The 21,460-nt window shown below is 71.4% G+C and carries 19 protein-coding genes; 12 read left to right on the top strand and 7 right to left on the bottom strand.

Translation table 11 applies throughout. The features are described 5' to 3' along the window. Both D7V88_RS09690 and D7V88_RS09685 read left to right on the top strand, forming a co-directional pair. Positions 1–1,489, top strand: a 1,489-nt coding sequence (locus D7V88_RS09690; protein ID WP_147448673.1) for a DUF4153 domain-containing protein, incomplete at its 5' end; no start/stop codon positions are given. A 25-nt stretch (positions 1,490–1,514) separates the two neighbouring features. Beyond that, positions 1,515–2,399 (top strand): EamA family transporter, encoded by an 885-nt coding sequence (locus tag D7V88_RS09685; RefSeq protein WP_120540333.1) that lies wholly within the window; start codon positions 1,515–1,517, stop codon positions 2,397–2,399. A gap of 7 nt (positions 2,400–2,406) precedes the next feature. Here D7V88_RS09685 and D7V88_RS42975 read toward each other — a convergent pair whose 3' ends face one another. Together D7V88_RS42975 and D7V88_RS09680 are read right to left on the bottom strand one after the other, a co-directional pair. Further along, positions 2,407–2,568: a hypothetical protein gene (locus D7V88_RS42975; protein ID WP_158625048.1), complete on the bottom strand. Its 162-nt coding sequence runs from the start codon at positions 2,566–2,568 to the stop codon at positions 2,407–2,409. Positions 2,569–2,674: 106 nt separating this feature from the next. Next, entirely contained in the window at positions 2,675–3,271 is a 597-nt protein-coding gene (locus D7V88_RS09680) for a TetR/AcrR family transcriptional regulator (RefSeq protein ID WP_120540332.1), read from the bottom strand. A gap of 67 nt (positions 3,272–3,338) precedes the next feature. Between D7V88_RS09680 and D7V88_RS09675 the strand changes: the two genes are divergently transcribed. Continuing rightward, complete coding sequence (locus D7V88_RS09675) at positions 3,339–3,767, top strand: VOC family protein (protein ID WP_120540331.1); 429 nt, start codon at positions 3,339–3,341, stop codon at positions 3,765–3,767. Positions 3,768–3,776: 9 nt separating this feature from the next. Here D7V88_RS09675 and D7V88_RS09670 read toward each other — a convergent pair whose 3' ends face one another. Both D7V88_RS09670 and D7V88_RS09665 read right to left on the bottom strand, forming a co-directional pair. After that, complete coding sequence (locus D7V88_RS09670) at positions 3,777–4,247, bottom strand: hypothetical protein (RefSeq protein ID WP_120540330.1); 471 nt, start codon at positions 4,245–4,247, stop codon at positions 3,777–3,779. Then, positions 4,247–5,437: a cysteine desulfurase-like protein gene (locus tag D7V88_RS09665; protein WP_120540329.1), complete on the bottom strand. Its 1,191-nt coding sequence runs from the start codon at positions 5,435–5,437 to the stop codon at positions 4,247–4,249. Before D7V88_RS09665 ends, D7V88_RS09670 begins: the two co-directional genes overlap by 1 nt. 67 nt (positions 5,438–5,504) lie before the next feature. Here D7V88_RS09665 and D7V88_RS09660 point away from each other — a divergent pair, with 67 nt between their 5' ends. Next, complete coding sequence (locus tag D7V88_RS09660; RefSeq protein WP_244238076.1) at positions 5,505–5,963, top strand: MauE/DoxX family redox-associated membrane protein; 459 nt, start codon at positions 5,505–5,507, stop codon at positions 5,961–5,963. A gap of 29 nt (positions 5,964–5,992) precedes the next feature. On the opposite strand, the gene D7V88_RS09655 is transcribed toward D7V88_RS09660, so the two are convergent. Next, positions 5,993–6,607: a CAP domain-containing protein gene (locus D7V88_RS09655; protein WP_120540337.1), complete on the bottom strand. Its 615-nt coding sequence runs from the start codon at positions 6,605–6,607 to the stop codon at positions 5,993–5,995. 182 nt (positions 6,608–6,789) lie between these two features. On the opposite strand from D7V88_RS09655, the gene D7V88_RS09650 reads away from it, so the two are divergent. The 4 genes from D7V88_RS09650 to D7V88_RS09635 all read left to right on the top strand — a co-directional run bounded on the left by D7V88_RS09650 (position 6,790) and on the right by D7V88_RS09635 (position 10,401). Next, a complete protein-coding gene (locus D7V88_RS09650) occupies positions 6,790–7,251 on the top strand; it encodes a putative toxin-antitoxin system toxin component, PIN family (RefSeq protein WP_244238075.1) in 462 nt (153 codons plus the stop codon). A 290-nt stretch (positions 7,252–7,541) separates the two neighbouring features. Then, on the top strand, positions 7,542–8,774 hold the full coding sequence (locus D7V88_RS09645; protein WP_244238074.1) for a LysM peptidoglycan-binding domain-containing protein: 1,233 nt from the start codon (positions 7,542–7,544) through the stop codon (positions 8,772–8,774). Positions 8,775–8,789: 15 nt separating this feature from the next. Continuing rightward, positions 8,790–9,503: a purine-nucleoside phosphorylase gene (gene deoD, locus D7V88_RS09640; protein ID WP_120540327.1), complete on the top strand. Its 714-nt coding sequence runs from the start codon at positions 8,790–8,792 to the stop codon at positions 9,501–9,503. Positions 9,504–9,513: 10 nt separating this feature from the next. Then, positions 9,514–10,401: an alpha-ketoglutarate-dependent dioxygenase AlkB gene (locus D7V88_RS09635; protein ID WP_120540326.1), complete on the top strand. Its 888-nt coding sequence runs from the start codon at positions 9,514–9,516 to the stop codon at positions 10,399–10,401. A gap of 85 nt (positions 10,402–10,486) precedes the next feature. On the opposite strand, the gene D7V88_RS45105 is transcribed toward D7V88_RS09635, so the two are convergent. Further along, positions 10,487–13,099: an RIO1 family regulatory kinase/ATPase domain-containing protein gene (locus tag D7V88_RS45105; RefSeq protein WP_120540325.1), complete on the bottom strand. Its 2,613-nt coding sequence runs from the start codon at positions 13,097–13,099 to the stop codon at positions 10,487–10,489. 295 nt (positions 13,100–13,394) lie between these two features. Here D7V88_RS45105 and D7V88_RS09625 point away from each other — a divergent pair, with 295 nt between their 5' ends. Further along, complete coding sequence (locus D7V88_RS09625; RefSeq protein WP_120540324.1) at positions 13,395–14,126, top strand: L,D-transpeptidase family protein; 732 nt, start codon at positions 13,395–13,397, stop codon at positions 14,124–14,126. A 71-nt stretch (positions 14,127–14,197) separates the two neighbouring features. Continuing rightward, positions 14,198–15,697: an amidase gene (locus tag D7V88_RS09620; protein ID WP_120540323.1), complete on the top strand. Its 1,500-nt coding sequence runs from the start codon at positions 14,198–14,200 to the stop codon at positions 15,695–15,697. A gap of 13 nt (positions 15,698–15,710) precedes the next feature. Here the strand turns inward: D7V88_RS09620 and D7V88_RS44320 are convergent, their stop codons facing one another. Continuing rightward, positions 15,711–17,081, bottom strand: a complete 1,371-nt coding sequence (locus tag D7V88_RS44320; RefSeq protein ID WP_244238073.1) for a TonB C-terminal domain-containing protein — start codon at positions 17,079–17,081, stop codon at positions 15,711–15,713. Positions 17,082–17,285: 204 nt separating this feature from the next. Between D7V88_RS44320 and D7V88_RS09610 the strand changes: the two genes are divergently transcribed. Both D7V88_RS09610 and D7V88_RS09605 read left to right on the top strand, forming a co-directional pair. Next, positions 17,286–20,378, top strand: a complete 3,093-nt coding sequence (locus tag D7V88_RS09610) for a tetratricopeptide repeat protein (protein ID WP_244238072.1) — start codon at positions 17,286–17,288, stop codon at positions 20,376–20,378. Between the two features lie 102 nt (positions 20,379–20,480). Then, entirely contained in the window at positions 20,481–21,347 is an 867-nt protein-coding gene (locus tag D7V88_RS09605; RefSeq protein WP_120540321.1) for an NAD-dependent protein deacetylase, read from the top strand. Positions 21,348–21,460: the final 113 nt, after the last annotated feature.

Here is a 21,460-nt window from a genome sequence, read left to right as displayed (position 1 = left end):
GGCCCCGGCCCCGTCGCGGATGCCCTGGGTTCGCGACCCGCGCCGGATGCTGTCCGCGTCCCTGGCGCTGGGACTGCTCGCGGAAGTCCTGCTGGACCGCGAGCGCTGGGGCCTGGGCTTCCCGGTGCTGGTGGCGGCCCTGGTGGGAACGCTCGCGTGGCTGGGGGGACGTGAAGGCTGGCAGCGCGCGCGGCCCAATGCGTGGCTGCTGGTTCCGCTGGCCCTCGTCACCGGCTTCGTGGCGGTGCGTGACAGCGCGTGGCTCCTGTCGCTCAACGTCCTCACCGCGGGCGTGCTCCTGACGTTGCTCGCGCACTTCTGGGCCGCGGGCCGGGTGGAGCGGCTGGGGCTCACCGCCTATCCCGCCGTCATGCTGGGCGCCGCGTTCCAGGCCCTGCGCTATCCGCCGGCGCTGGTGAAGCAGGGCGTGGATGCGCGCGGCCTGCGCGCCCATGCGCCCCGCCTGTTGTCCCTGGGGCGCGGCCTGCTGCTGACGCTGCCGGTGCTGCTGGTGTTTGGCGTGCTGCTGGACTCGGCGGACGGGGTCTTCTCCTCCACGATGGACCGGTGGCTGTCCTTCGACCTGGGGCTGGACGTCGTGGTGAGGCGGGGCATCGGCATGGCCTTCAGCGCGTGCGTGGCGGCCGGGGTGCTGGGCCATGCGCTGCGCCGCCGTGCCTCCAAGGAGCGGGGCGACACGGAGGCGGAGCCCGCCACGCCGCGTCTGGGCCTCATCGAAGCGATGATGCTCATCCTCGCGGTGGATGCGCTGTTCTTCGTCTTCGCGTCCTTCCAGGTGGCGTACCTGTTCATCGGGGATGCGTCGTCGCCCGCGCCCGGCTACTCCTTCGCGGAGTACGCGCGGCACGGCTTCTTCGAACTGGTGGTCGTGTCGCTCCTGACGCTCGCGCTGGTGATGGCCCTGACGCGCTGGACGCGGCGCGAGTCACCCGTGGCGCAGACCGTGTTCCGTACGGGCGCGTCGCTGATGGTGGTGCTCACGCTGGTCATCCTCGCGTCGGCGATGCAGCGCCTGTCGCTCTATGAGGACGCCTTCGGCTACACGCTGCTGCGCGTCTACACGCACGTCTTCATGATGGCGCTGGGGGCGGCGCTGGCCTGGCGCGCGGTGACGCTGTGGTGGCGCACGGAGCGCTTCGCGGTGGGGGCGCTCGTCACGGCGCTGGGCGCGGTGGTGGCCCTCAATGTCCTCAACCCGGAGGCCTTCATCGCGCGCCACAACCTGGAGCGCCATGCTCGCACCGGCTCGCTGGACGTGGAGATGCTGTCCCAACTGTCCGCGGACGCGGTGCCCGCGCTGATTCCGGCGCTCTCCGTCGTGTCGAAGGACGATGGGGCGCTCCTGTTGAGCCGGCACCTGGACCACCTGTCCCAGCGGGACACGGTTCCCGAGTGGAACTTCTCCCGCTTCATGGCCCGCCGGGCGCTCCTCCAGGCCGGTCCGTGGCGGGAGCCCGTGAATCCCTGAGGCGCGGTGGCTAGAGTCCGCCGCCATGACTGAAGCCGCCGGACGCCGTGCCTCGCCGCTGTCCCCGATTCCCGCGGTCCTCATCGCCGTGGTGAGCGTGCAGGGCGGCGCGGCGCTGGCGAAGGGCCTTTTCCCGGCGGTGGGCGCGACAGGGGCGGCGGGACTGCGGCTGGTGCTGGCGTCGGTGATGTTGCTGGCGTTCTTCCGGCCGCCCCTGACGCGCTACACCCGGGCGCAGTGGGCGGCCATCATTCCCTACGGTCTGGCGTTGGGCGTGATGAACCTGACGTACTACCTGTCCATCGCGCGCATCCCGCTGGGGCTCGCGGTGACGCTGGAGTTCGTGGGGCCGTTCGCGCTCGCGGTGGTGGGGTCACGCAAGGCGCTGGACTTCCTGTGGGTGCTCTTCGCGGCGACGGGCATCGTGCTGATCACACCCTGGACCGCGCGGCCCGGTGGGTTGGATCCGCTGGGCGTGGTGCTGGCGTTGGCGGCGGGCGCGTGCTGGGCCGTGTACATCCTGGTGGGCGGCCGGCTGTCGAAGCTCGTGCCGGAAGGGCAGGGGGTGGCGGCGGGCATGGTGGTCGCGACGCTGGTGGTGCTGCCGTTTTCGCTGGTGCTCGGCCACCTGGAGCGGCTGACGCCGGCCCTGTTCGCGGCGAGCGTGGGCGTGGCGCTGTTGTCCAGCGCCCTGCCGTACACCCTGGAGATGATGGCCCTGGGCAAGCTGTCCAGCCGCACCTTCGGCATCCTGATGAGCCTGGAGCCCGGCGTGGCCACGGTGGCGGGGTGGGTGTTCCTGCGCGAACAGCTCACGCCGCTGCAATGGCTGGCGGTCGCGCTGGTGAGCGTGGCTTCAGCGGGGGCGACGCTGACCGCGAAGCGTCTTCCCCTGCCTGTTGAAGTGTGAGGGGCTGCTACTGCGCGCAGGCGCCGTCGTAGGTCAGGATGACCAGGCCGGCGTTGCCGCCGCCGCCCGCGGGCTCGACAGCGCCCGCTTGTGAGGCCCGGCCTCCGAAGGCCCGGTCGGTCGAGCCTCCAGCGCCCGCGGTGCCGGCCGTTCGGGGTGTGTCCGCCACGAGACTGCATGTGGCGCGATTGAAAGATCAACGCAGGGCCGGTCAGACCCCGGAGTCTGGCGGGACTCCGGTTGTTCCATGTGTCAGCGATACATTCCTGTCGCGCTCAGGCCGGCGCTGCGGCGAGCCCGTCGATGAGGGCCTTGAGCACGACGCGCCACGCCGCTGGATCCGCGCCGCCTTCAATGGCAAGCGCCGCCCGGTCATAGGCCGCACCCAGGAGCTGGGCCGTGGCATCGAGCGGCAGGGCGCGCAGGGCGTTCATGCGCATGGCTGCGTCCAGGCCCTCGCGCAGCGTCCGTCCGCCGTGCAATGCGTCGATGGCATCCAGCTCCCGGCGCCCGAGCACGGCCGGCGCGTCGATGAGCAGCAGGCGCGTCCGACCGGGAACCGCCATCGCCGCCAGGAAGGCCTCACCGCCCTGGATCAACGCGTCGAGGGGCGGGAGGTCCTCCGGCGCGGCGCGTTCGATCTCCTCCGCGACGGTGCGGGATTCCGCTTCGACCACCGCCCGGAAGAGCGCCTGTTTGTCCGCGAAGTGGTGGTACAGCGCGCCCCTCGTGACCTCGGCCGCCGCGACCAGTTCGGGCGTCCCCGTCCCCGCGTAGGAGTGCTCGATGAAGAGCCGCCGCGCGGCTTCGAGCAGCGCCGCGCGCGTCGTCTCCGACCGTTCCTTGTTGGTGCGGCGTTTGCCGTCTTGCATGCACGCAGCCTGGAGGTTAGTTTCTGCGTACAGACTGTATGTTTCTTGGGCGCGAAAGGAAAGCTGAATGAAATCGACCAGTTACTACCCGGTTCTGATGACGAACGAGGTCGCCAGGACCGCCGCCTTCTACGTCACGCACTTCGGCTTCCGCGCGCTCTTCGAGGCGGATTGGTACGTCCACCTCCAGTCGGCGGAGGACGCGCGGGTGAACCTGGCGATCCTCGACGGGCGCCACGCCACGGTGCCGGAAGTGGCCCGGGGGCGGCAGGCGTCGGGCGTGCTCCTGAACTTCGAGGTGGAGGATCCGGATGCCGAATACGCCCGGGCGAAGGCGGCGGGCCTGCCCATCCTGCTGGAGCTGCGCGACGAGGACTTCGGGCAGCGTCACTTCATCACGGCGGATCCGAACGGCGTCCTCATCGACATCATCAAGCCCATCCCGCCTTCGGCCGACTTCCAGGCGCAGTATGTGGATGGCACGCAGGCGAAATAGGCCCAGGCCTCAAAGGTGGACGACCAGGTCGAACCGGCAGTGGCGGGCCATCAGGTCCAGCAGGTCATCCAGCGGTGCGTTCAACCGGTGCTTGTAGAAGTCCAGCCCAAGCAGGGACTGGTCCGGCTTCCGTTGATCCGAGGCATCCAGCATGGGGTGCAGCCGGGTCGTGAGCCACGCCCGGGTCCAGCGTCCTTCGGTCCGGGCCAGGAGGGGGCGCCGGTCCCTCACGACCAGCTCGACCCAGAGGTGGCCCGCCGTGGCGAAGGTGGAGCGGAAGCCCTTCGGCAGGTAGCTGACAGCGTATGTCTTTTCGCGCCAGCCATCGGGGTACCGCTCCATCGTGGGCGTCAGGCAGATGAACTCCAATTCCTTCCACGCGATGGGAATGGGTTGGAGGAACCAGGGGCGCAGCACGACGCCCTCCTCATCGAAGTCCACGTCCAGCGGCAGGCTGCGATGGGTGAGCGTTTCCGGCATCAGGGCAGCGAATCCAATCCGGCCATCAGCCGGTCCACGTCCGCCTGCGTGTTGTAGTGCAGCAGCGAAGCGCGCACGGCGCCGTCAGGCATGAGGCCCAGCGCCTCCGCCGCGAGCGTGGCGTAGTAGTGCCCCGCCGCCACGCCCACGTCCTGTCCGGCCAGGTGTTCCGCCACCGCTCGCGGAGGAACGCCGGGCACGTTGAAACAGAAGGTGGCCACGCGCCCCGTGGGCTCCTTGGGGCCGTAGAGCGTCACGCGCGGATGTTTCGACAAGCGCTCCAGCGTGGCCTCCAGCAGCGGACGCTCCAGTTCCTCGATGCGCTGGAAGGCGCGCACCAGTCCTTCGCGTCCCGGCTGTCCTCCGCCCAGCTCCTCGCGAAGGTAGCGCAATGAACCCAGCCATCCGGCCCACCCTTCGTGGTTGGCGGTGCCCGGTTCGAACTTCTGCGGACTGTCGTCCGGGATGAACCACAGCTTGTCCGCCGGCAGCCCCGCGAGCAGCTCCCGCCGCACATACAGACAGCCCAGGTGCGGACCGAAGACCTTGTACGGAGAGAACACCACGAAGTCCGCGCCCCAGGCCTTCACGTCCGGCAGGTGGTGCGGACTGGAATGCACCGCGTCCACGAACACCCACGCGCCCACGCCGTGCGCCACCTCCGCCGCGGCGACCACATCGGGCGTTGACCCCACGGAGTTGGCCGCCGCCGTCACCGCGACCAGCCGCGTGCGCGGGGTGACGAGCGCCCGCAGGTCCGAGGCCTCCAGCCGCCCTTCGGGCCAGCGCGCACGCCAGGTCTTCACCTTCACGCCCTGCGCTTCCAGGGCCCGCCACGGGGCCGCGTTGGATTCGTGTTCCAATTCGGAGATGACGACCTCGTCCCCAGCCTTGAAGAGGCGCGACAGGGCCCGGCCCACCTGGAAGGTGAACGCGGTGGCGCTGGGTCCGAGCATCACCTCCTCGGGCTGACAGTGGAGGAACTCCGCCGTCTCCGCCCGTGCGCGGGCCTTGAGCGTGGTGGCCTCCTTCGACGCGGCGTAGGGCTGGCCCACGTTGCAGCTTCCCGTGGTGAGCAACCGGGTGATTGCGTCGATGCAGTGCGAGGGCACCTGCGCCCCGGCGGCGTTGTCCAGATAGCTGAAGCCGGACCGCAAAGCGGGGAATGACGAGGCGAACGGGGAGTTCATGGGCCGCGAAGCATAGTCTTCCGCCCAGGCGTTTCAGGAACGGCTGGCAGCCCTGGAGGCGGTGCGTATGAAGGAAGACCCTTCACGGAATCCGGAGGCCCGGTCGGGCCTGTACGGCCTGTCCGACGCGTCGCTCGGTCACCTGGTGCTGCGGTGCGTGCTGGGCGTGAACATCGCCGTGCACGGCCTCACCCGCGTGGGCAACCCGGCGGCCTTCGCGGAAGGTCTGGTGACGGGCTTCTCCCAGACGTGGCTGCCCGCGTGGAGCGTGCGCGGCTTTGGATTCGTGCTGCCGTTCGTGGAGCTGCTCACCGGGCTGGCGGTGCTGCTGGGCCTGCGCCTTCGCGCCGCGCTGGTGGTGGGCGGTCTGACGATGGCGGCCCTCACCTTCGGCACGGGTGTGCAACAGAAGTGGGAGATCGCGGGCCTCCAGCTCTTCTATGCCTTCGTGTACGCGTGGCTCCTGCACCACGCGAGCGCCGCGCGCTTCACGCTCGACGGCGCCCTGGGCAACCGCCGCCCCTGAGCGCGGGACGGCGGTCTGGAGGCTTGCGGCTACGGCGTGCCGAAGTCCTGCGTCCAGTAGCTGCGGTAGGTGCTGGACGGCCCGTTGAAGTAGCCGATGCCCACCTGCTTGAGCGCGCCGTTCATGATGTTGTTGCAGTGGCCGGTGCTGGTCATCCAGCCGTCCACCACCGCCGCCGCGGTGCCGTAGCCCGCGGCGATGTTCTCCGCGGCCGTCCGGTAGGTGTAGCCGGCGGACGCCATGCGCTGCCACGGCGTGGTGCCGCCAGTGCCCGTGTGGCTGAAGAAGTTGTTGGTGCCCATGTCCTTGGAGTGCTTGCGCGACGCACAGCGCAGCTTCGTGTCGAGCGTGAGCGCGGCCACCGCCGGCTTCGCCACGCCACCACAGGTGGCTCCCGCCGCGCGGCGCTGGTTGATGAGCGTGAGCACCTGGTTCTCCAGCGTCACCCACGCCGGATCCCACGTCGTCACGTCATCGCAGTACGCGGCGCTCGCGGTCACCCCGTCGGTGGCGATCTCCGTCTGGACGGGGGGAACGACGACGCCCTCTGCCTCGGGCTCGGGCAACTCCTGGCCACCACAGCCTCCCAGCAGGGCGGCGGCGCTCAACAACGTCAGACACAGCGAACGGGGGAAGACGGTCATGGACAGACCTTTCACCGGCGCGAACCGGCGGAGGGGAAGGGGCACCACGAGAAACATCTTTGTCCACTATTCCAGGTTTCGACCATGGACGCCCCGTGTATTGTGATTGACTGGTCGGCGAGCGTGTTGAATTGGCGGCGCTGCTGGCGGAAAGTTCTTCATCCGTGAGCGCTCCTTCCGCTGTGCCTGACGTTCGTTCGGTGGTGCTGGACACCAACGTGGTGCTGGATCTGTTCGTCTATGACGACGCGTTCGCGCGGCCGTTGAAGGAGGCCCTGCTCGCGGGCGCGCTGACGGCGTGGGTGGACCGGCACACGTCGCGGGAGCTGGAGCTGGTGCTCGCGTACCGCTCGTTCGCGCTGACGGCGGAGGCGCAGCAGGCGGTGCGGGAACGGTACGGCGCGCTCACGCGGGTGTCGGACGGGGAGGGCGCGGTGGAGCTGCCCCCATGCCGCGACAGGGATGATCAGAAGTTCCTCGTGCTGGCCGCGCGCGTCGGGGCCTCGTGGTTGGTGAGCAAGGACAAGCGGGTGCTGTCGATGGGCGGCGGACGTCGGCTGCCGTTCGACGTGCTGACGCCCAGGCGTGCGTCGCTGCTGCTGGGGGCGGAGGTTTCGCCGGCTTCGCGCGACGGAAGGGATTGAAGCAGGCAGGCAGGGGGGCGCACGCGGAGTCAAAATCGCGGTCGGCGTTTGGTGGTGTGGGCTTTCTCGGGCCATCCTTCGCCCCGGTGCGTTCCTCACTCCTGATCCTCCTGTTCTGCGCCGGCTGTGCCGCGCGTGTCATCACCCCCGTTCCGGTGTCCGCTCCGGCCCCGGCCCCGAGCCAGGCCGCGCCGCCCGGAGAATCGGCGCCGCCCGCCGCGGGGACGCCGGCGGCATCGACGCCCGCTCCGGCCGGTGCCCCGGCTCCGGCCCCGGGGGAAGCCCAGGTCGTGGCTCCCGCGAGCGTGTCCGCCGCGCCCGTCGCGATGCCGTCCCTGGCGGAGGTCGCCGCCGTCGTCACCGATGCCGCGATGCGCGACAACCCTTGCCCCACGGGGACGGAAGCCGACGAGGAGGACGACGATGTGTCCTCGGCCACCGAGGATGAAGGCGTGAGCGAGGAGGGCGAGTTGCAGGCGCCGCTCGCGCCCGCCGCGCCCGCGGGGCCCCTGTACACCGCCGACCTGTCGGACGAGGCGCTGACCGAGGCGTGGAAGAAGGACCCGGCGACGCTGGGCTCCATGTCCATTGGCTTCGTGGAGAGCGGCCGGCAGCTCAACAGCCACCGCGTCCCGGACGACAAGGACTGGATGGTGGTGTCGCCGGAGATCGCCTGGGGCACGGAGGAGACGGTCAACTACGTGATGACCGCCATCCGCGCCGTGCGCGCGCAGTACCCGGACGTGCCGCCCCTGCGCGTCAACCGGCTGTCCACCAAGGACGGCGGCTACCTGCGCCCGCACAAGAGCCACCAGAACGGCCGCGACGTGGACCTGGGCTTCTACTATCCGACGGCGGAGCCGGTGCGGGAGCGGGAGCGCGAGCGCTACATCAACGTGGCCATGAACTGGGCGCTGGTTCGCTCGCTGGTGATGAACACCGACGTGCAGATGATCCTCGTGGACAAGCGCGTCATGAAGGTCCTGTATGACTACGCGGTGGGGATTGGCGAGGACAAGGCGTGGCTCGACTCGCTCTTCAACGCGGGCTTCAACTCCGTCATCAGGCACGCGCGCCGGCACCGCGACCACTTCCACGTGCGCTTCTTCAACGCTCGCGCGCAGGAGCTGGGACGCCGGGTGGCGCCGCTGCTGGCGCTCCAGCCGGACCAGAACCTCATGATGTACAAGGTGCGCAACGGGGACACGCTGGGCGGCATCGCGATGCGGCACAACTCCAGCGTGGTGGCCATCAAGAAGGCCAACCGGATGCGCAACACGTTCCTGAGCCTTGGCCGGCGGCTGGTGATTCCGCTCAAGGGGCCCTGCACGCACTGCCCGATTCCACCGCCCGTGCAGCTTCCGCCGCGCCGGTTGCCCCCGCAGACGCAGGCCCCCGCTTTGGTGACCACGACGCCCGAAGCTTCAGGCAAGCTGCCCAACCCCTGTACTCCCGCCGCGCCGGCACCCACCCCCGTGGCGGGGCCGACGGGCGCTCCGTCCGGTCTGTCGACCGCGCGCTGAAAGGCTTCACGTTCCATGGCAACTCCGCACATCTCCGCCTCCCCGGGTGACTTCGCCGAAGTGGTCCTCATGCCGGGGGACCCGCTGCGCGCCCGCTACATCTCCGAGCGTTTCCTGGAGGGCGCCCGCGCCGTCACGTCAGTGCGCAACATGCTGGGCTTCACCGGCACCTTCCGGGGCAAGCGGCTGTCGGTGATGGGGCACGGCATGGGCGTGCCTTCCATCTCCATCTACGCAACGGAGCTGGTGCAGACGTACGGCGCGCGCGTGCTCATCCGCGTGGGGAGCTGTGGGGCGCTGCGCACGGACGTGAAGCTGCGCGACGTCATCGTGGCGCTGGCCGCGGGCACCGACTCCAACGTGAACCGCATGCGCGCGATGGGCCACGACTTCCCGGCGGTGGCGGACTTCACGCTGACCCGGCGCGCGGTGGAGGCGGCGGAGAAGCGCAACAAGCCCGTGCGCGTGGGTTCGGTGTTCACCTCCGATTTGTTCTACCACCCGCAGGAGCAGCTCAACGCCACGCTGGCGCGGATGGGCATCCTGGCGGTGGAGATGGAGATCGCCGGCCTCTATGGCGTGGCGGCGCAGTTCGGCGCTCGGGCGCTGGGCCTGCTCACGGTGTCGGACCACATCCTCACGGGCGAGCACCTGTCGCCGGAGGACCGGCAGACGACGTTCGATGAGATGATCGAGGTGGCGCTCGACGTCGCCGTCTCCGAGGCGTAGGGACGCGTCCATGACCTTCACTCCCCGCAGGGGGCCCAGCTCGCCGCTGGCGCGCAAGGCGGCCCAGCGCACCCCGGGCCACCACTACAACGCGAGCTTCCTGTCCGCGGCGGACCGCGCGGAGATCCTCGCGTGGCTGGGCACGCTGCACCCCCTGTGGGAGGAGCGCTATTCGAAGCACTTCCCCCCGCCGGAGGGGCAGGTGCAGCGGCGGCTGTTGCGGCCGGTGTACTGGTTGGGCAACTGGCAGTTCGCGTGCCTGGACTACTACCGGCCTCCGAAGGGTGTGAAGGATCGCTGCGTGAAGGCGGAGCCGTTCCCGGCGGTGCTGGAGCGCCAGATTGTGAAAGTGGAGGCGCTGGCGCGGCGGATGTTCCGGGGCCCGGACATGCCGCAGGGCTGGCACCTCAACACCTGCCTGGTGAACTTCTACGGCAGCCGGTTGGAGGACGGGCGCTGGGTGGACGTGGCGCGCGTGGGCGAGCACAAGGACTTCGAACCAGGCCCGGTGGCGTCGCTGTCGCTGGGCGAGCGCGCGCTCATCCAGTTCGTCACGTCGTCGCGGCCGGGTGAGCGCGACGGAGTGGTGCTGGAGCAGTGGCTGGATGATGGGTCGCTGCAGCTCTTCGGGGGCGCTCAGTGGAAGGAGCAGACGTTCCACCGGGTGCAGCGGGTGGACACGCGCGCCGGGCACGTGATGCCGCCGGAGCTGCCGGACTTCCGCACGCGGCGCATCAACCTGACGTTCCGCTACGTGCCGGACGCGCACGTGACGCCGTTCGCGGCGCTGAGCGCGGAAGCCCGTGAGGATGTGCGGCCGTACATGGCGACGCTCGCGAAGGGCAGCCGCTTCTTCCGCGAGGAGCTGGCGCGGGAGCCCGTGACGCGGGCGGAGTAGGGGAGGGCGCGGACGCTGGCGGTCCGCGCGGGCCTTCCTGTGGTGCTGGCAGCGTGGCTCGGGCGTGGGTCGCCCGAGCCGTCCTTCAGGATGAGGACGACGAGCCGGTCTCGGGACCCCGGTTGGACGAAGCGGACGCGGGCGAACGGCCCACGTAGCTGACCTGGGGGGAGGCTCCTCGTGCGGGACGTCCCGCGCCGCGCTCCTGGGGCTGACGCGGCGCCCGGGGCGGGTTGCCACGTGCTTCCCGAGCGTTGGCTTCGGGGCCCCGGTCGTTCGGGGGCTGCGCGGCTTCCTGGCGGGGCTCCCCGTTCATCGCGGAGGGTTCGCCGTTGCGGGAACGCTGCCGACGGTTGTCCGGGTTCTGGGCCCGGTTCTCCGCGCCAGCGACAGCGTTCGGCGGTGGCGTGAAGGACGCGTTGTCGGCCCCGGTGTTCGGCGGACGCTGGCCCCGGGGAGGACGCCCGTTCGCGCGGGGTTCGCCGTTCTGCTGCGGAGGCCGCCCGTTCATGCGCGGCTCGCCGTGCTGGGAAGGTTGGCCTTCACTCCGCGCGTCGCCATTCCGCTGGGACCGGCCGTTAGTGCGCGCTTCTCCCTGCTGCGGAGGCGGTCCCTCCGTCTGGATGCCACCGTCGCCCTGGGCCCGGCTGTTCATGCGCGCTTCGTCCCGCGCCCGAGCCGGTGTTCCATTCATGCGCGGCTCGCCGCTCTGCTGAGGACTGTTCGCGCGCGATTCACCGTGCTGCTGCCGGCCGTTCATGCGCGGCTCGCCGTTCTGCTGAGAGCTGTTCGCGCGAGATTCACCGTGCTGCTGTCGGCCGTTCATGCGCGGCTCGCCGCTCTGCTGAGAGCTGTTCGCGCGAGATTCACCGTGCTGCTGTCGGCCGTTCATGCGCGGCTCGCCGCTCTGCTGAGCGCCGTTCGCACGCGCTTCGCCGTTCTGCTGGGAGCCGTTCGTACGCGCTTCACCCTGCTGCTGGGAGCCGTTCGTACGCGCTTCACCCTGCTGCTGGCGTCCGTTCGAGCGCGGCTCGCCGTTTTGCTGGAAGCCGTTCGAGCGCGACTCGCCGTTCTGCTGAGCGCCGTTCGCGCGTGCTTCGCCCTGCTGCTGGCGTCCGTTCGTGCGCGCCTCGCCGTTCTGCTGCGGAGGTCGGCCGTTCATGCGCGGCTCGCCGTTCTGCTGCTGGCGGCCATTCATGCGTGCTTCGACGTTCTGCTGGACGCCGTTCGAGCGCGACTCACCGTTCTGCTGGGAGCCGTTCGCACGTGCTTCGCCATGCTGCTGGCGGCCGTTCGAGCGCGGCTCGCCGTGCTGCGACGGGCCGTTCGTTCGCGCATCCCCATGCTGCGGCTGTGACGGGGCGCCATTCATGCGCGGCTCGCCATTCTGCTGCCGGGGCGGACGCCCATCACGGCGCGGCTCGTTCGGCGCGCCTCGCGGGTTGCCATTGCGCGGCCCGCCGCCCTGCTGCTGCGGCCTGCCATTCGCCCTCGCATCGCCCGCCGCGGCCGGTGCACCCTGGGCCTGGACCACCGGAGCGCCACCGCGCGGGCCGCCCTGCTGCTGCGGCCGTCCGGCGTTCCCGCCGGGCCGGTTGTTGCCACCGCCCTGCTGAGGCCGAGCCGCGGCGCCCTGCTGCGACCCCGCGTTCCCACCGGGCCGGGGCGCATTGCCCGTGCGCGGAGGCGGCTTGCCACCGAATCCTCCGCGCCGACGCCCATCGCGCGGGCTCGACGTGACGACGGGCCGTCCGCGCTCGCCGCCTCCCTGCCGCAACACCAGCGCTTCCAGCGCGCGCAGCTCCGCCTCCTCCGCGCTCACGCCCTCTTCAAGCTCCACCGGCGCGGCCACGGGTGCCGGAGCCGCGCGGAAGTCACCGCGCCCCTCCTGCCCGAAGCGCTCCGCCCGGGGACCCGGCCGGCCCTGCGCCCCGTTGCGGCGCGGAGCCTCCTTGAAGCTGCCCGACGGCACGTACTCCGGCGTCAGGTCGCGGCGCACGTACGCGTTCCAGATTTCGCCCGTGTCGCCCGCACGGCTCCCCAGCCGGGGCGAAATGCCCGTGAGGAACTCCCGCACGTTGTCCAGGTCGCGGCGGAAGTAGAACTCCGCCTGACTGTTGCGCGCCGCCGCCACCGTCTGCGGAAAGTCGATGAGCGTCGGCCCCATCCCACTCATCAGGATGTTGTAGGGCGACAGGTCTCCATGGATGAGATCCGCGCACAAGGTGCGAATCACCTGACCCCGCAGGTCCAGGTAGCAGGCCTCGGCGTCCTCGGGGGTGAGGGGCGGCGCTTCGACCAGGCGGGGGGCCGGCTGGCCCTGCTCGTCCAGCACCAGCTCCATCAGGAGGATGCCTTCGTAGAACAGCACGGGTGTGGGGACGCGGACGCCCTGCGCGTGCAGCTTGTACAGCGAGTCCGCCTCGGCGTTCTTCCACGCCTCTTCCGCGGCGGCCTGCCCGAAGCGGCTGCCCTTCTCCATGGCGCGGCGGGTGCGTGAGTTGCGCACCTCGCGGCCTTCCTTGTAGCCGGAGTTGTTGCGGAAGTTGCGCTCGTGGCGCTCCTTGTACAGCTTCGCGGCGACCACCTGGCCGGCGTGCTGGACAAGCCACACCTCTGCCTCCTTGCCCGTCTTCAGCTGGCCGATGACGGCGTCAATGATGCCGTCGGCGAGGAGGGTCTCGAGGGAGTCATTCATTCTTAGGCAAAAGGCCGGAACGGCACGGGGCGGGGAGTTTCAGTCGTAGCGCACACCGGCGGCCCCTGCTCGCCATGATGCACGATGGAGATGAGAACACCGGGCAGGCCCTGATTTCCATCGCCGTTACGCTGAACGCCGTCCAGGAAACCCACGTACCGCTTGCTAGCAGCTTGGGAAGCAGGGGGCCAGGGGTGGACTCCTGCCTGTATCCTGTTCGCCTTCCGCCCCTGCCCCGGGACCGGCTTGACGCCGGCCGGGGTCCAAGAAGCCCTCGGGAAGGAGACGTCCGCCCATGAAGGTCCTGGCGTTGTGGGGTGTCCTGTTGGCCTCGCTGTGCGCGCACGCGGAAGACCGCGTCGCGGGGGCCCGGAAGCATCAGACGGCCGCGCTGGTCCAGTCGTTCCGGGACGCGGGGCTGTCCTGGCCGCCGGAAGAGCTCTACCTGCGGGCCTTCAAGGTCGAGCGCGAGCTGGAGGTCTGGGCGGGCCCCCGGGGCAAGCCGCTGGTGAAGGTGCGCACGTTCCCCATCTGCGCGGCGTCCGGCGACGTGGGCCCCAAGCGCGCCCAGGGCGACGAACAGGTCCCGGAGGGCTTCTACACGGTGGACCTCTTCAACCCCTGGAGCGCCTTCCACCTGTCGATGCGCGTGAGCTATCCGAACGCGCTCGACCGGAAGCTGGGCACCGCGAAGCCCGGGGGCGACATCTACATCCACGGCAACTGTGTGAGCATCGGCTGCCTGGCCATCGAGGATGGGCCCATCGAGGCCTTGTATGTGCTGGTGACGGAGGCCCGGGCCCGCATGGGACGGGATGTCCCGGTGCACATCTTCCCGCGCCGGCTGGACGCGGCGGGGCTCGCGGCGCTGGACGCGCTGCCGGGTGTCACCGACGCGCGACGGGCCTTCTGGCGGGGCCTGGAGCCCGGCTACCGGCTCTTTGAAGAACAGCGGCGGCCCCCTCGCGTGAAGGTGGATGCGAAAGCGACCGCCTACGTCGTGACCCCGGCCCTGCCTGCCAGGTAGTCCGGGGAGCTGATACAAGTATTGATTCATCGGTGCCGACGCCGTCACCGACTCCGGGGGTGGGTCCGAGCATGAAGTCATCCGTCACGCTGGAAGAGCCCGTGGTTGCCAATGGCGCGCGAGCGCTCGTGTCCCTCACGACCACGGAGCTGGCCGCCGCCCTTCGCGAGCGCCGCGTCAGCGCGGTGGAGGTCCTGGACGCCTTCCTGTCCCGGGCCCGCCAGCACAACCCCGCGCTCAACGCGGTGGTGACGTGGGACGAGGCGCGGGCCCGGCAGCGCGCCCGGGAGGCGGACGCCGCGCTCGCGAGAGGAGAGCTGTGGGGGCCGCTGCACGGCGTGCCCTTCACGGTGAAGGACACCTTCAGCACCGAGGGCCTGCGCACGACGGCGGGCCATCCGCTGCTGGCGGAGTACGTGCCCACCGAGGACGCCACCGTGGTGGCCCGGCTCAAGGCCGCGGGCGGCATCCTCTTTGGCAAGACGAACCTGCCGCCTTTCGCGGCGGACTTCCAGACGCGGGGGCCGCTGCTGGGCCAGGCCAACAACCCGCACGCGCTGGAGCGCACGCCGGGCGGCTCCAGCGGTGGGGCCTCGGCGTCGGTCGCGGCGGGTTTCACCCCGTTCGAAGTGGGCAGCGACATTGGCGGCTCCGTGCGGCTGCCGGCGCACTTCTGCGGCATCGTCAGCATCAAGCCCACGGAGACCCGCGTCTCCAGCGCGGGCCACATCCCGGACATGCCCAACGGTCCGCGCCACGTGCGCAACATGGCGTGCTCCGGTCCGCTGGCGCGCTCGGTGGCGGACCTGCGGCTCGTGCTGTCCCTCATCGAAGGCGCGGACCTTCGCAACCCGGAGGTGCCGCCCGTCGCGCCGCTGGGGGCCGCGAAGCCCCGGGCCTTGAAGGGCCTGCGGCTGGCGTGGGGGGACATGCTGGGGCCGTTTCGCGCCGACCGCGAGACGCGCGAACTCTTCCAGCGCTTCACCGCCGCCGCCCGCGCGGAAGGCGTCGTCGTGGAAGAGACCGCGCCCCCGTCGCAGGACTTCGCGGATCTGCTGGAGGTGTGGGGGCTGATGGAGGGGGGGCTGGTGGGCGCACCGATGCCCGCGGAGGCGCGCGAGGCCTTCCGGGGCCAGTTCCTGCCCTACCCGGACGACCTGCTGGCGAAGGCCATCGTGAAGGGCACGCACCTGGACCTGGCCGGGATGGGGGCGACGCTGAGCCGTCGCGACGGGCACATCGCCACGTTGGAGCAGTTCCTGTCCGGCTGGGATGCGTGGATGGTGCCGGTGTCGATGACCGCCGCCATCGTGCACACGCCCTTCGGACAGGCCGTGGACGTGGACGGCGTCCCGGGCCGCTACCTGGAGGTGCTGGGTGGGTTCACCAGCCTGTTCAACGCCACGGGGAGCCCCGTGGTGGTGATTCCCCTGGGGCGTACTTCGTCGGGGCTTCCGGTGGGCGCGCAGTTGGTGGGGCGGCGCTGGGCGGACGGGGCGCTGCTCGACGTGGCGGAGGCGCTGCTTCCGTTGGGCGGCGGCGTGCGGTGGCCCTCGGCGTTCACGCCCTGAGGCCTGGCTTGTTTCAGTAGACGCGCAGCAGACGGGAGCGGCATTCGAAGTGCGGGTTGCGCACGTCGATGACGTAGACCTCGCCGGTGGTCTCCTCGAAGCCTCCGGCGAGCAGGCCCACCGCGGCCGCGGCGGCGAGGTACGCGGAGTCCGAGCCCTTCATCTCGCTGGCCTTGCGCACGTAGACGACGCGGCCTTCCACGGCCCACAGGGTGCGGATGCCGTCGGCGTTCACGCCCAGGGCATCGGGCGGCGGCGGAGGCGTCTTCGCCAGCGCGGAGGGCACGGACTGGAGCACGTAGTCGTCGTAGGCGCGGTTGCCGCTGCGGCTCACGAGCTTCACCTCTCGCAGCGTGCCGTCCGGCCCCTGGATGAGTTCCAGCGTGACGACCAGCTTCAGGGAGCTGACGCCGTTGGCGAAGGACTGGAGCTCCTCGCCGGCCTGGGACTGGCCCCGCAGGCGGTCGAACTCGGGGTTGTTCCGGGCGCGCTGCGCGAGCAGTTCGCCCGGCTTGGGGGGCGCACGCGTCGGGGGCCCGGCACCGGGCGAGCCCGAGGCGCCGAACCGATGGGCCTTGTCTGCCCACGAATGCAGCAACTGCTTGGGCAGGCTGGGCATGTCGAAGAGCGGCGCCGCGTGCATCTGCCGCTCCAGCTTCGCGCGCAGCTTGCTGAAGTACGGGTGGATGCGGCCGGTGTCCACGCGGTCGCGGGCCCGGCGGTCGTCGATGATGCCCTGCACCCGTTCGGACACGCGCGCCTTCTCCTCGGCGGCGAGGGCGTCGGGGGCGAGGCTCGGGTCGCCGGGCCGCAGCGTGCGGCCTCCACCCCGGGAGTTCTCCGGCGTCGTGATGATCACCCCGCCGCTGGAGCCCGGAGGCGGCAGCAGGTTCAGGGGCAGGGTGCCCGGAGCGCGAGGCACGTCCGCCGCAGGACGGTCGGATTCGAGGGACGGCGCCCGCACCGCGATGTCGGGAGGAGGGGCCTCCGTCGAGGGCACACCGGACGGAGGCGGTTCGCGGTTCGCCACCTCGGGAGGAGGTGAAGCGGGCTCGCGGTTCGCCACCTCGGGTGGAGGTGACGCTGGCCTACGGGCCGGAGGCTCCCGGGTCGCTGTGCCAGCAGGAGGCCGAGGGTGTGGTGTCGGCGGTGACAGCGGCTCCTGGGTCTGCGGGCGTGCTGGCGAGGTGTTGGAATCCGGCGGGGTGGGCTTCGCGACGGAGACGGGCGGCGGGGTGAGGATCTCCACCTCGATGGCCCGTTCGCGCCCCCGCGAGGCGCGCAACGACGGCGCGGGGCTCACCTTCCACAACAGCAGCAGCACGACCGCGTGCAGCGCGAGGGAAAGCAGCCCGGCCCATCCGAGACGTCGAAGGCGCCGCATGCCCGGACGCTTCCAGAAAGGTCCCGAAGGCTCAACCTGCGTTGGTGCGTGCGTTCGCGAACCGACGTCCCCCCTGGCGAGCAGGCAACCCGTGAACGTGGGAAACAGTCCTGGGGGTGACTCGACGCAGCCCGTGACTCCTGGTGTGCTGTCGCCACCCCCGTGCCATCCATGCCCCTCGCCTGTCTCGACGAACCCACGTTCATGGACCTCCTGCTCGGGACGTTGTCGTCCGAGCGGGCCGCCGGCGTGGACGAGCACCTGGACACGTGTCCCTCCTGCCGTCGCATGGTGTCCGAGGCGCTGAAGGTGCAGCCTCCCGCCACGCCGCTCCCCGCGCCGGAGGAGGACGCACCTGGCAGCGAGCTGGTGACCCTGGCCGTGGAGCCGTGGCGGGGAAAGAAGCCGCGCATGCGCCTGCCCACGCCGCCGCTCGCGCGGGGCACTGCGGTGGGGCGCTACCTCATCCTGGAGATGCTGGGCGTGGGCGGGATGAGCGTCGTGTACGCGGCCTATGACCCGGAGCTGGACCGGAGGGTCGCGCTCAAGCTCTTGCAGGTGGAGGCGCTGGGGCTGGGCGCGGAGGCCGGCCGCAACCAGGTGCTGCGCGAGGCGCAGGCCATGGCTCGCGTGTCCCATCCGCACGTCGTCTCCGTCTTCGACGTGGGCACCTTCGGCCGGCAGGTCTTCCTGGCCATGGAGCTGGTGGACGCGCACACGCTGCGAAAGTGGGAGCAGGACGGCCCGCACCCGTGGCGCCAGGTGGTGGACATCTTCGTCGCCGCGGGCCGGGGACTCGCCGCGGCGCACGCGGTGGGCGTCGTGCACGGGGACGTGAAGCCGGAGAACATCCTCGTCGGGCAGGACAAGCGCGTGCGCGTCACGGACTTCGGCCTGTCGCGGATCATGTCCGGCGTGGTGGCCCCGACGGTGACGCCCGGAGGCTTCGCGCGTCCCCGCGCCATGGAGGGAGGGACGCCCGCGTACATGGCCCCGGAGCAGTTCCCACCGGAGGAGCGCACCGACGCGCGCAGCGACCAGTTCGGCTTCTGCGCCGCGCTCTACGAGGGCCTCTATGGCGAGCGCCCCTTCGCGGGCTCGACGGTGGAGGAGCTGTCCCAGGCGGTGCACGCGGGACGCGTGAAGAACGTGCCCCGGCACTCGGGCGTGCCGCAGTGGCTGCGCCGGGTGCTGCTCAAGGGCCTGTCGGTGCGGCCCGAGGACCGGCACGCGTCGATGGAGGCGCTCATCGCGGAGCTGGAGTCCAACCCCACCGCGCGCCGGACGCGGCGGCTGCGCCTGGGCGGCGGGGTGTTGCTGCTGCTGTCGGCGGTGGCCGTCACGGGCGTGCTGCACCGGCGCGGCACCACGGGCTGCGAGGGGGCGTCACGGGCGCTGGATGGCGTCTGGGACGCGCCGCGCCAGCAGGCGGTGGAGGCGGCCTTCATCGGCACCGAGCGTCGCTTCGCGCAGGATGCCCTGCGCCATGTGCGTCGCGGGCTGGATTCCTACACCGCCGCGTGGGTGACGACGCGCACGGCGGCATGTGAAGCCACCCGCGTGCGGGGGGAGCAGAGCGAAGCGGTGATGGCGCTGCGCATGCGCTGTCTGGATGCACGGCTGGCGGACGTGGCCGCGCTCACGCAGTTGTTCACCCAGGCGGATCCGGACCTCGTGGAGCGTGCGCCCCGGGCTGTGGAGGGCCTGTCACCGCTTGCGGGCTGTTCGGATGTGGAGGCGCTGACGTCCCGGGGCCACTCCACGCCGGACGACGCCGCCGCGCGCGAGCGCACCGTCGCGATGCTCCAGGCGCTCGTGGACGCGAGGGCCCTTCGCGCCGCCGGCCGCTATTCGCAGGGCGTGGCGCGGGTGGAACCGGTGGCCCAGGCCGCTCGCACCGCCGGGGACTGGTCTGGCGCCGCGGACGCGCTGTTGCTGCTCGCGGAGCTGAAGGACGGGGCCGGGGACTACCGGGGCGCGGAGCAGACGGTGCTCCAGGCCGCGTGGGCCGCGGAGGCCGGCCGCAACGACGAGGCCGCCGCGAGGGCGTGGACCCTGGCGGTGCGCGTGACGGGCGAACGGTTGGATCGCTACGCGCAGGGGCAGCAGGCCGGAGAGCGCGCCAGCGCCGCGGTGGAGCGGCTGGGCGGCAGTGGGGAATTGAGCGGGGCGCTTTCGGCGAACCTGGGCCGGCTGTTGTCGCGCCAGGGCCGCTATCCGGAGGCCCACGAGCAGCTCACGCGCGCGCTGTCCTTCCTGGAGAAGCGCTTCGGAGCGGAGGCGCTGGAGGTCGCGGACGTGCGCGTGGAGCTGGGCACGGTGCGCCGCTCGCAGGGGCGCGCGGAGGAGGCCCTGTCCCTGTACGAGCGCGCGATTGGCACCGTGCGCGGCGCGCTGGGGCCCGACCATCCGGACGTGGCGCGCATCCGCCTGGAGCAGGCCAGCGTGCGCTGGCAGCAGGGCGACTTCGTGCAGTCGGAGCGGCTGGCCCGGGGCGCGCTGGCGCTGTTGGAGCGTTCGCTGGGACAGGACCATCCGCAGGTGGCGGACGCGCTCAACAGCCTGGCGCTGGCGTTGCAGTACCAGGGCAAGCGCGAGGAGGCGCTGCCCCTGTACGAGCGCGCGCTGCTCATCGCCGAGAAGGCCGAGGGACGCGACAGCTCCACGGTGGCCATCATCGTCAACAACATCGGCACGTTGCTGGTGCACATGGGGCGGCTGGAGGAGGCCACGCAGCGCTTCGCCACGGCGCTCACGCAGTTGGAGCGCAGCCTGGGCGCGGATCATCCCACGCTGGCGCTGGTGCTCCGGGGCATGGGCCAGACGCTGAGCTACCGCAGCCAGCCGGATGCGGCGCTGCCGTACTTCCTGCGCGCGGCCACGCTCCAGACCTCGCTCCCGGACGACGTGAACGGCGGCTGGACGGGGGCGCTGGTGGACCTGGGGCGGACGTACATGGTGCTCGGCCGGCCGCGCGAGGCGCTGGCCCCGCTGGAGAAGGCCGTCACGGGCTGGGAGCGCGCTCGGCCCCGTCCCGCGGAGCGCCCCGCCGCGCGGTACATGCTGGCCCGCGCGCTGTGGGAGGCGAACCAGGAGCACCCCCGGGCGTTGAGGCTCGCGGCCGAGGCCCGCCAGGAGGTCGCCGCGTTGCCCGACGAGGAGTCCTCCGTCCCGGAGCTGCGTCAGGCGATGGACCGGTGGATCGCCCGACTGCCACCGCCCGCGCGGCAGGCCCTCAAGAAGGCCATGGCCCCGCCCCAGGATGCGGACCCTTCCGCGAAGACGGTGGAGCGCTGACCGCCCGGCGCCCGGCGGCATCCCCAGGCCGCCCCCTCCCTCGTCGGACGGCGGAGGGGACGACGGGCGGGCGTGAGGGGCCCGCGTTATAGGCTGGGGCGCATGACGCTCCTCGCCGACCCGCCCGTCGCCGGCCTTCCGCCCGAAGCCGGCCTGGAAGCCCTGGCCTCGCTCCTGCGGGGCCGCCGCGTCGTGGTCCTCACCGGTGCCGGTTGCAGCACCGAGTCCGGCATCCCCGACTACCGGGGCCCGGAGACGCGCCACAAGGTGCGCAACCCCATCCAGCACCGCGAGTTCCTGCAGCGCCCCGAGGTCCGCGCGCGCTACTGGGCCCGCAGCCTGCTGGGCTGGCCGCGCTTCACCTCCGCCCGGCCCAACGACGCCCACTTCGCGCTGGCGGCGCTGGAGAAGGCGGGTGTGACGCCGGGCCTCATCACCCAGAACGTGGACGGCCTGCACCACGCGGCGGGCAGTGAGCGCGTGCTCGAACTGCACGGCGCGCTGTCTCGGGTGCGCTGTCTGGCCTGCCAGGCGCAGGAGCCCCGCGCGTCGGTGCAGGCGCGGATGCTGGGCCTCAACCCGGACTTCGCGCACACCGTCGTGGAACTGCGGCCGGATGGTGACGCGGAGCTGTCGCAGGAGGCCGTGGCGGACTTCCGCGTCCCCGCGTGCACCCGCTGTGGCGGGACGCTGAAGCCGGACGTGGTGTTCTTCGGGGACAACGTCGCGGCGCCGCTGGTGCACGACGCGTTCGCGCTCCTGGAAGAGGGGGACGCGCTGCTGGTGGTGGGCTCGTCCCTCACCGTCTACTCCGGCTTCCGCTTCGTCACCCGCGCCGCCGAACGCCACATGCCCATCGGCATCCTCAACATCGGCGAGAGCCGCGGCGACAGCCTCGCGGATGTGCGCGTGGAGGCGCGGGCAGGCGACGTGCTGCCCCGACTCGTGGAGTCGCTGACCCGCGCCTGACGCCGGGCGTCCCTTCCTCCCACACCGGGCGTGCAGCCAGGAGGCGCCCGTGGCGCAATGGGCACGCCCCGCCCCATCAGGTGTGCCATCATTCCCGGCTTCGCGAGGGGCGG

The organism is Corallococcus terminator (assembly GCF_003611635.1).
In the GTDB taxonomy this organism is placed as follows: Bacteria; Myxococcota; Myxococcia; order Myxococcales; family Myxococcaceae; genus Corallococcus; species Corallococcus terminator.
This window is presented reverse-complemented; position numbering and strand designations above follow the sequence as displayed.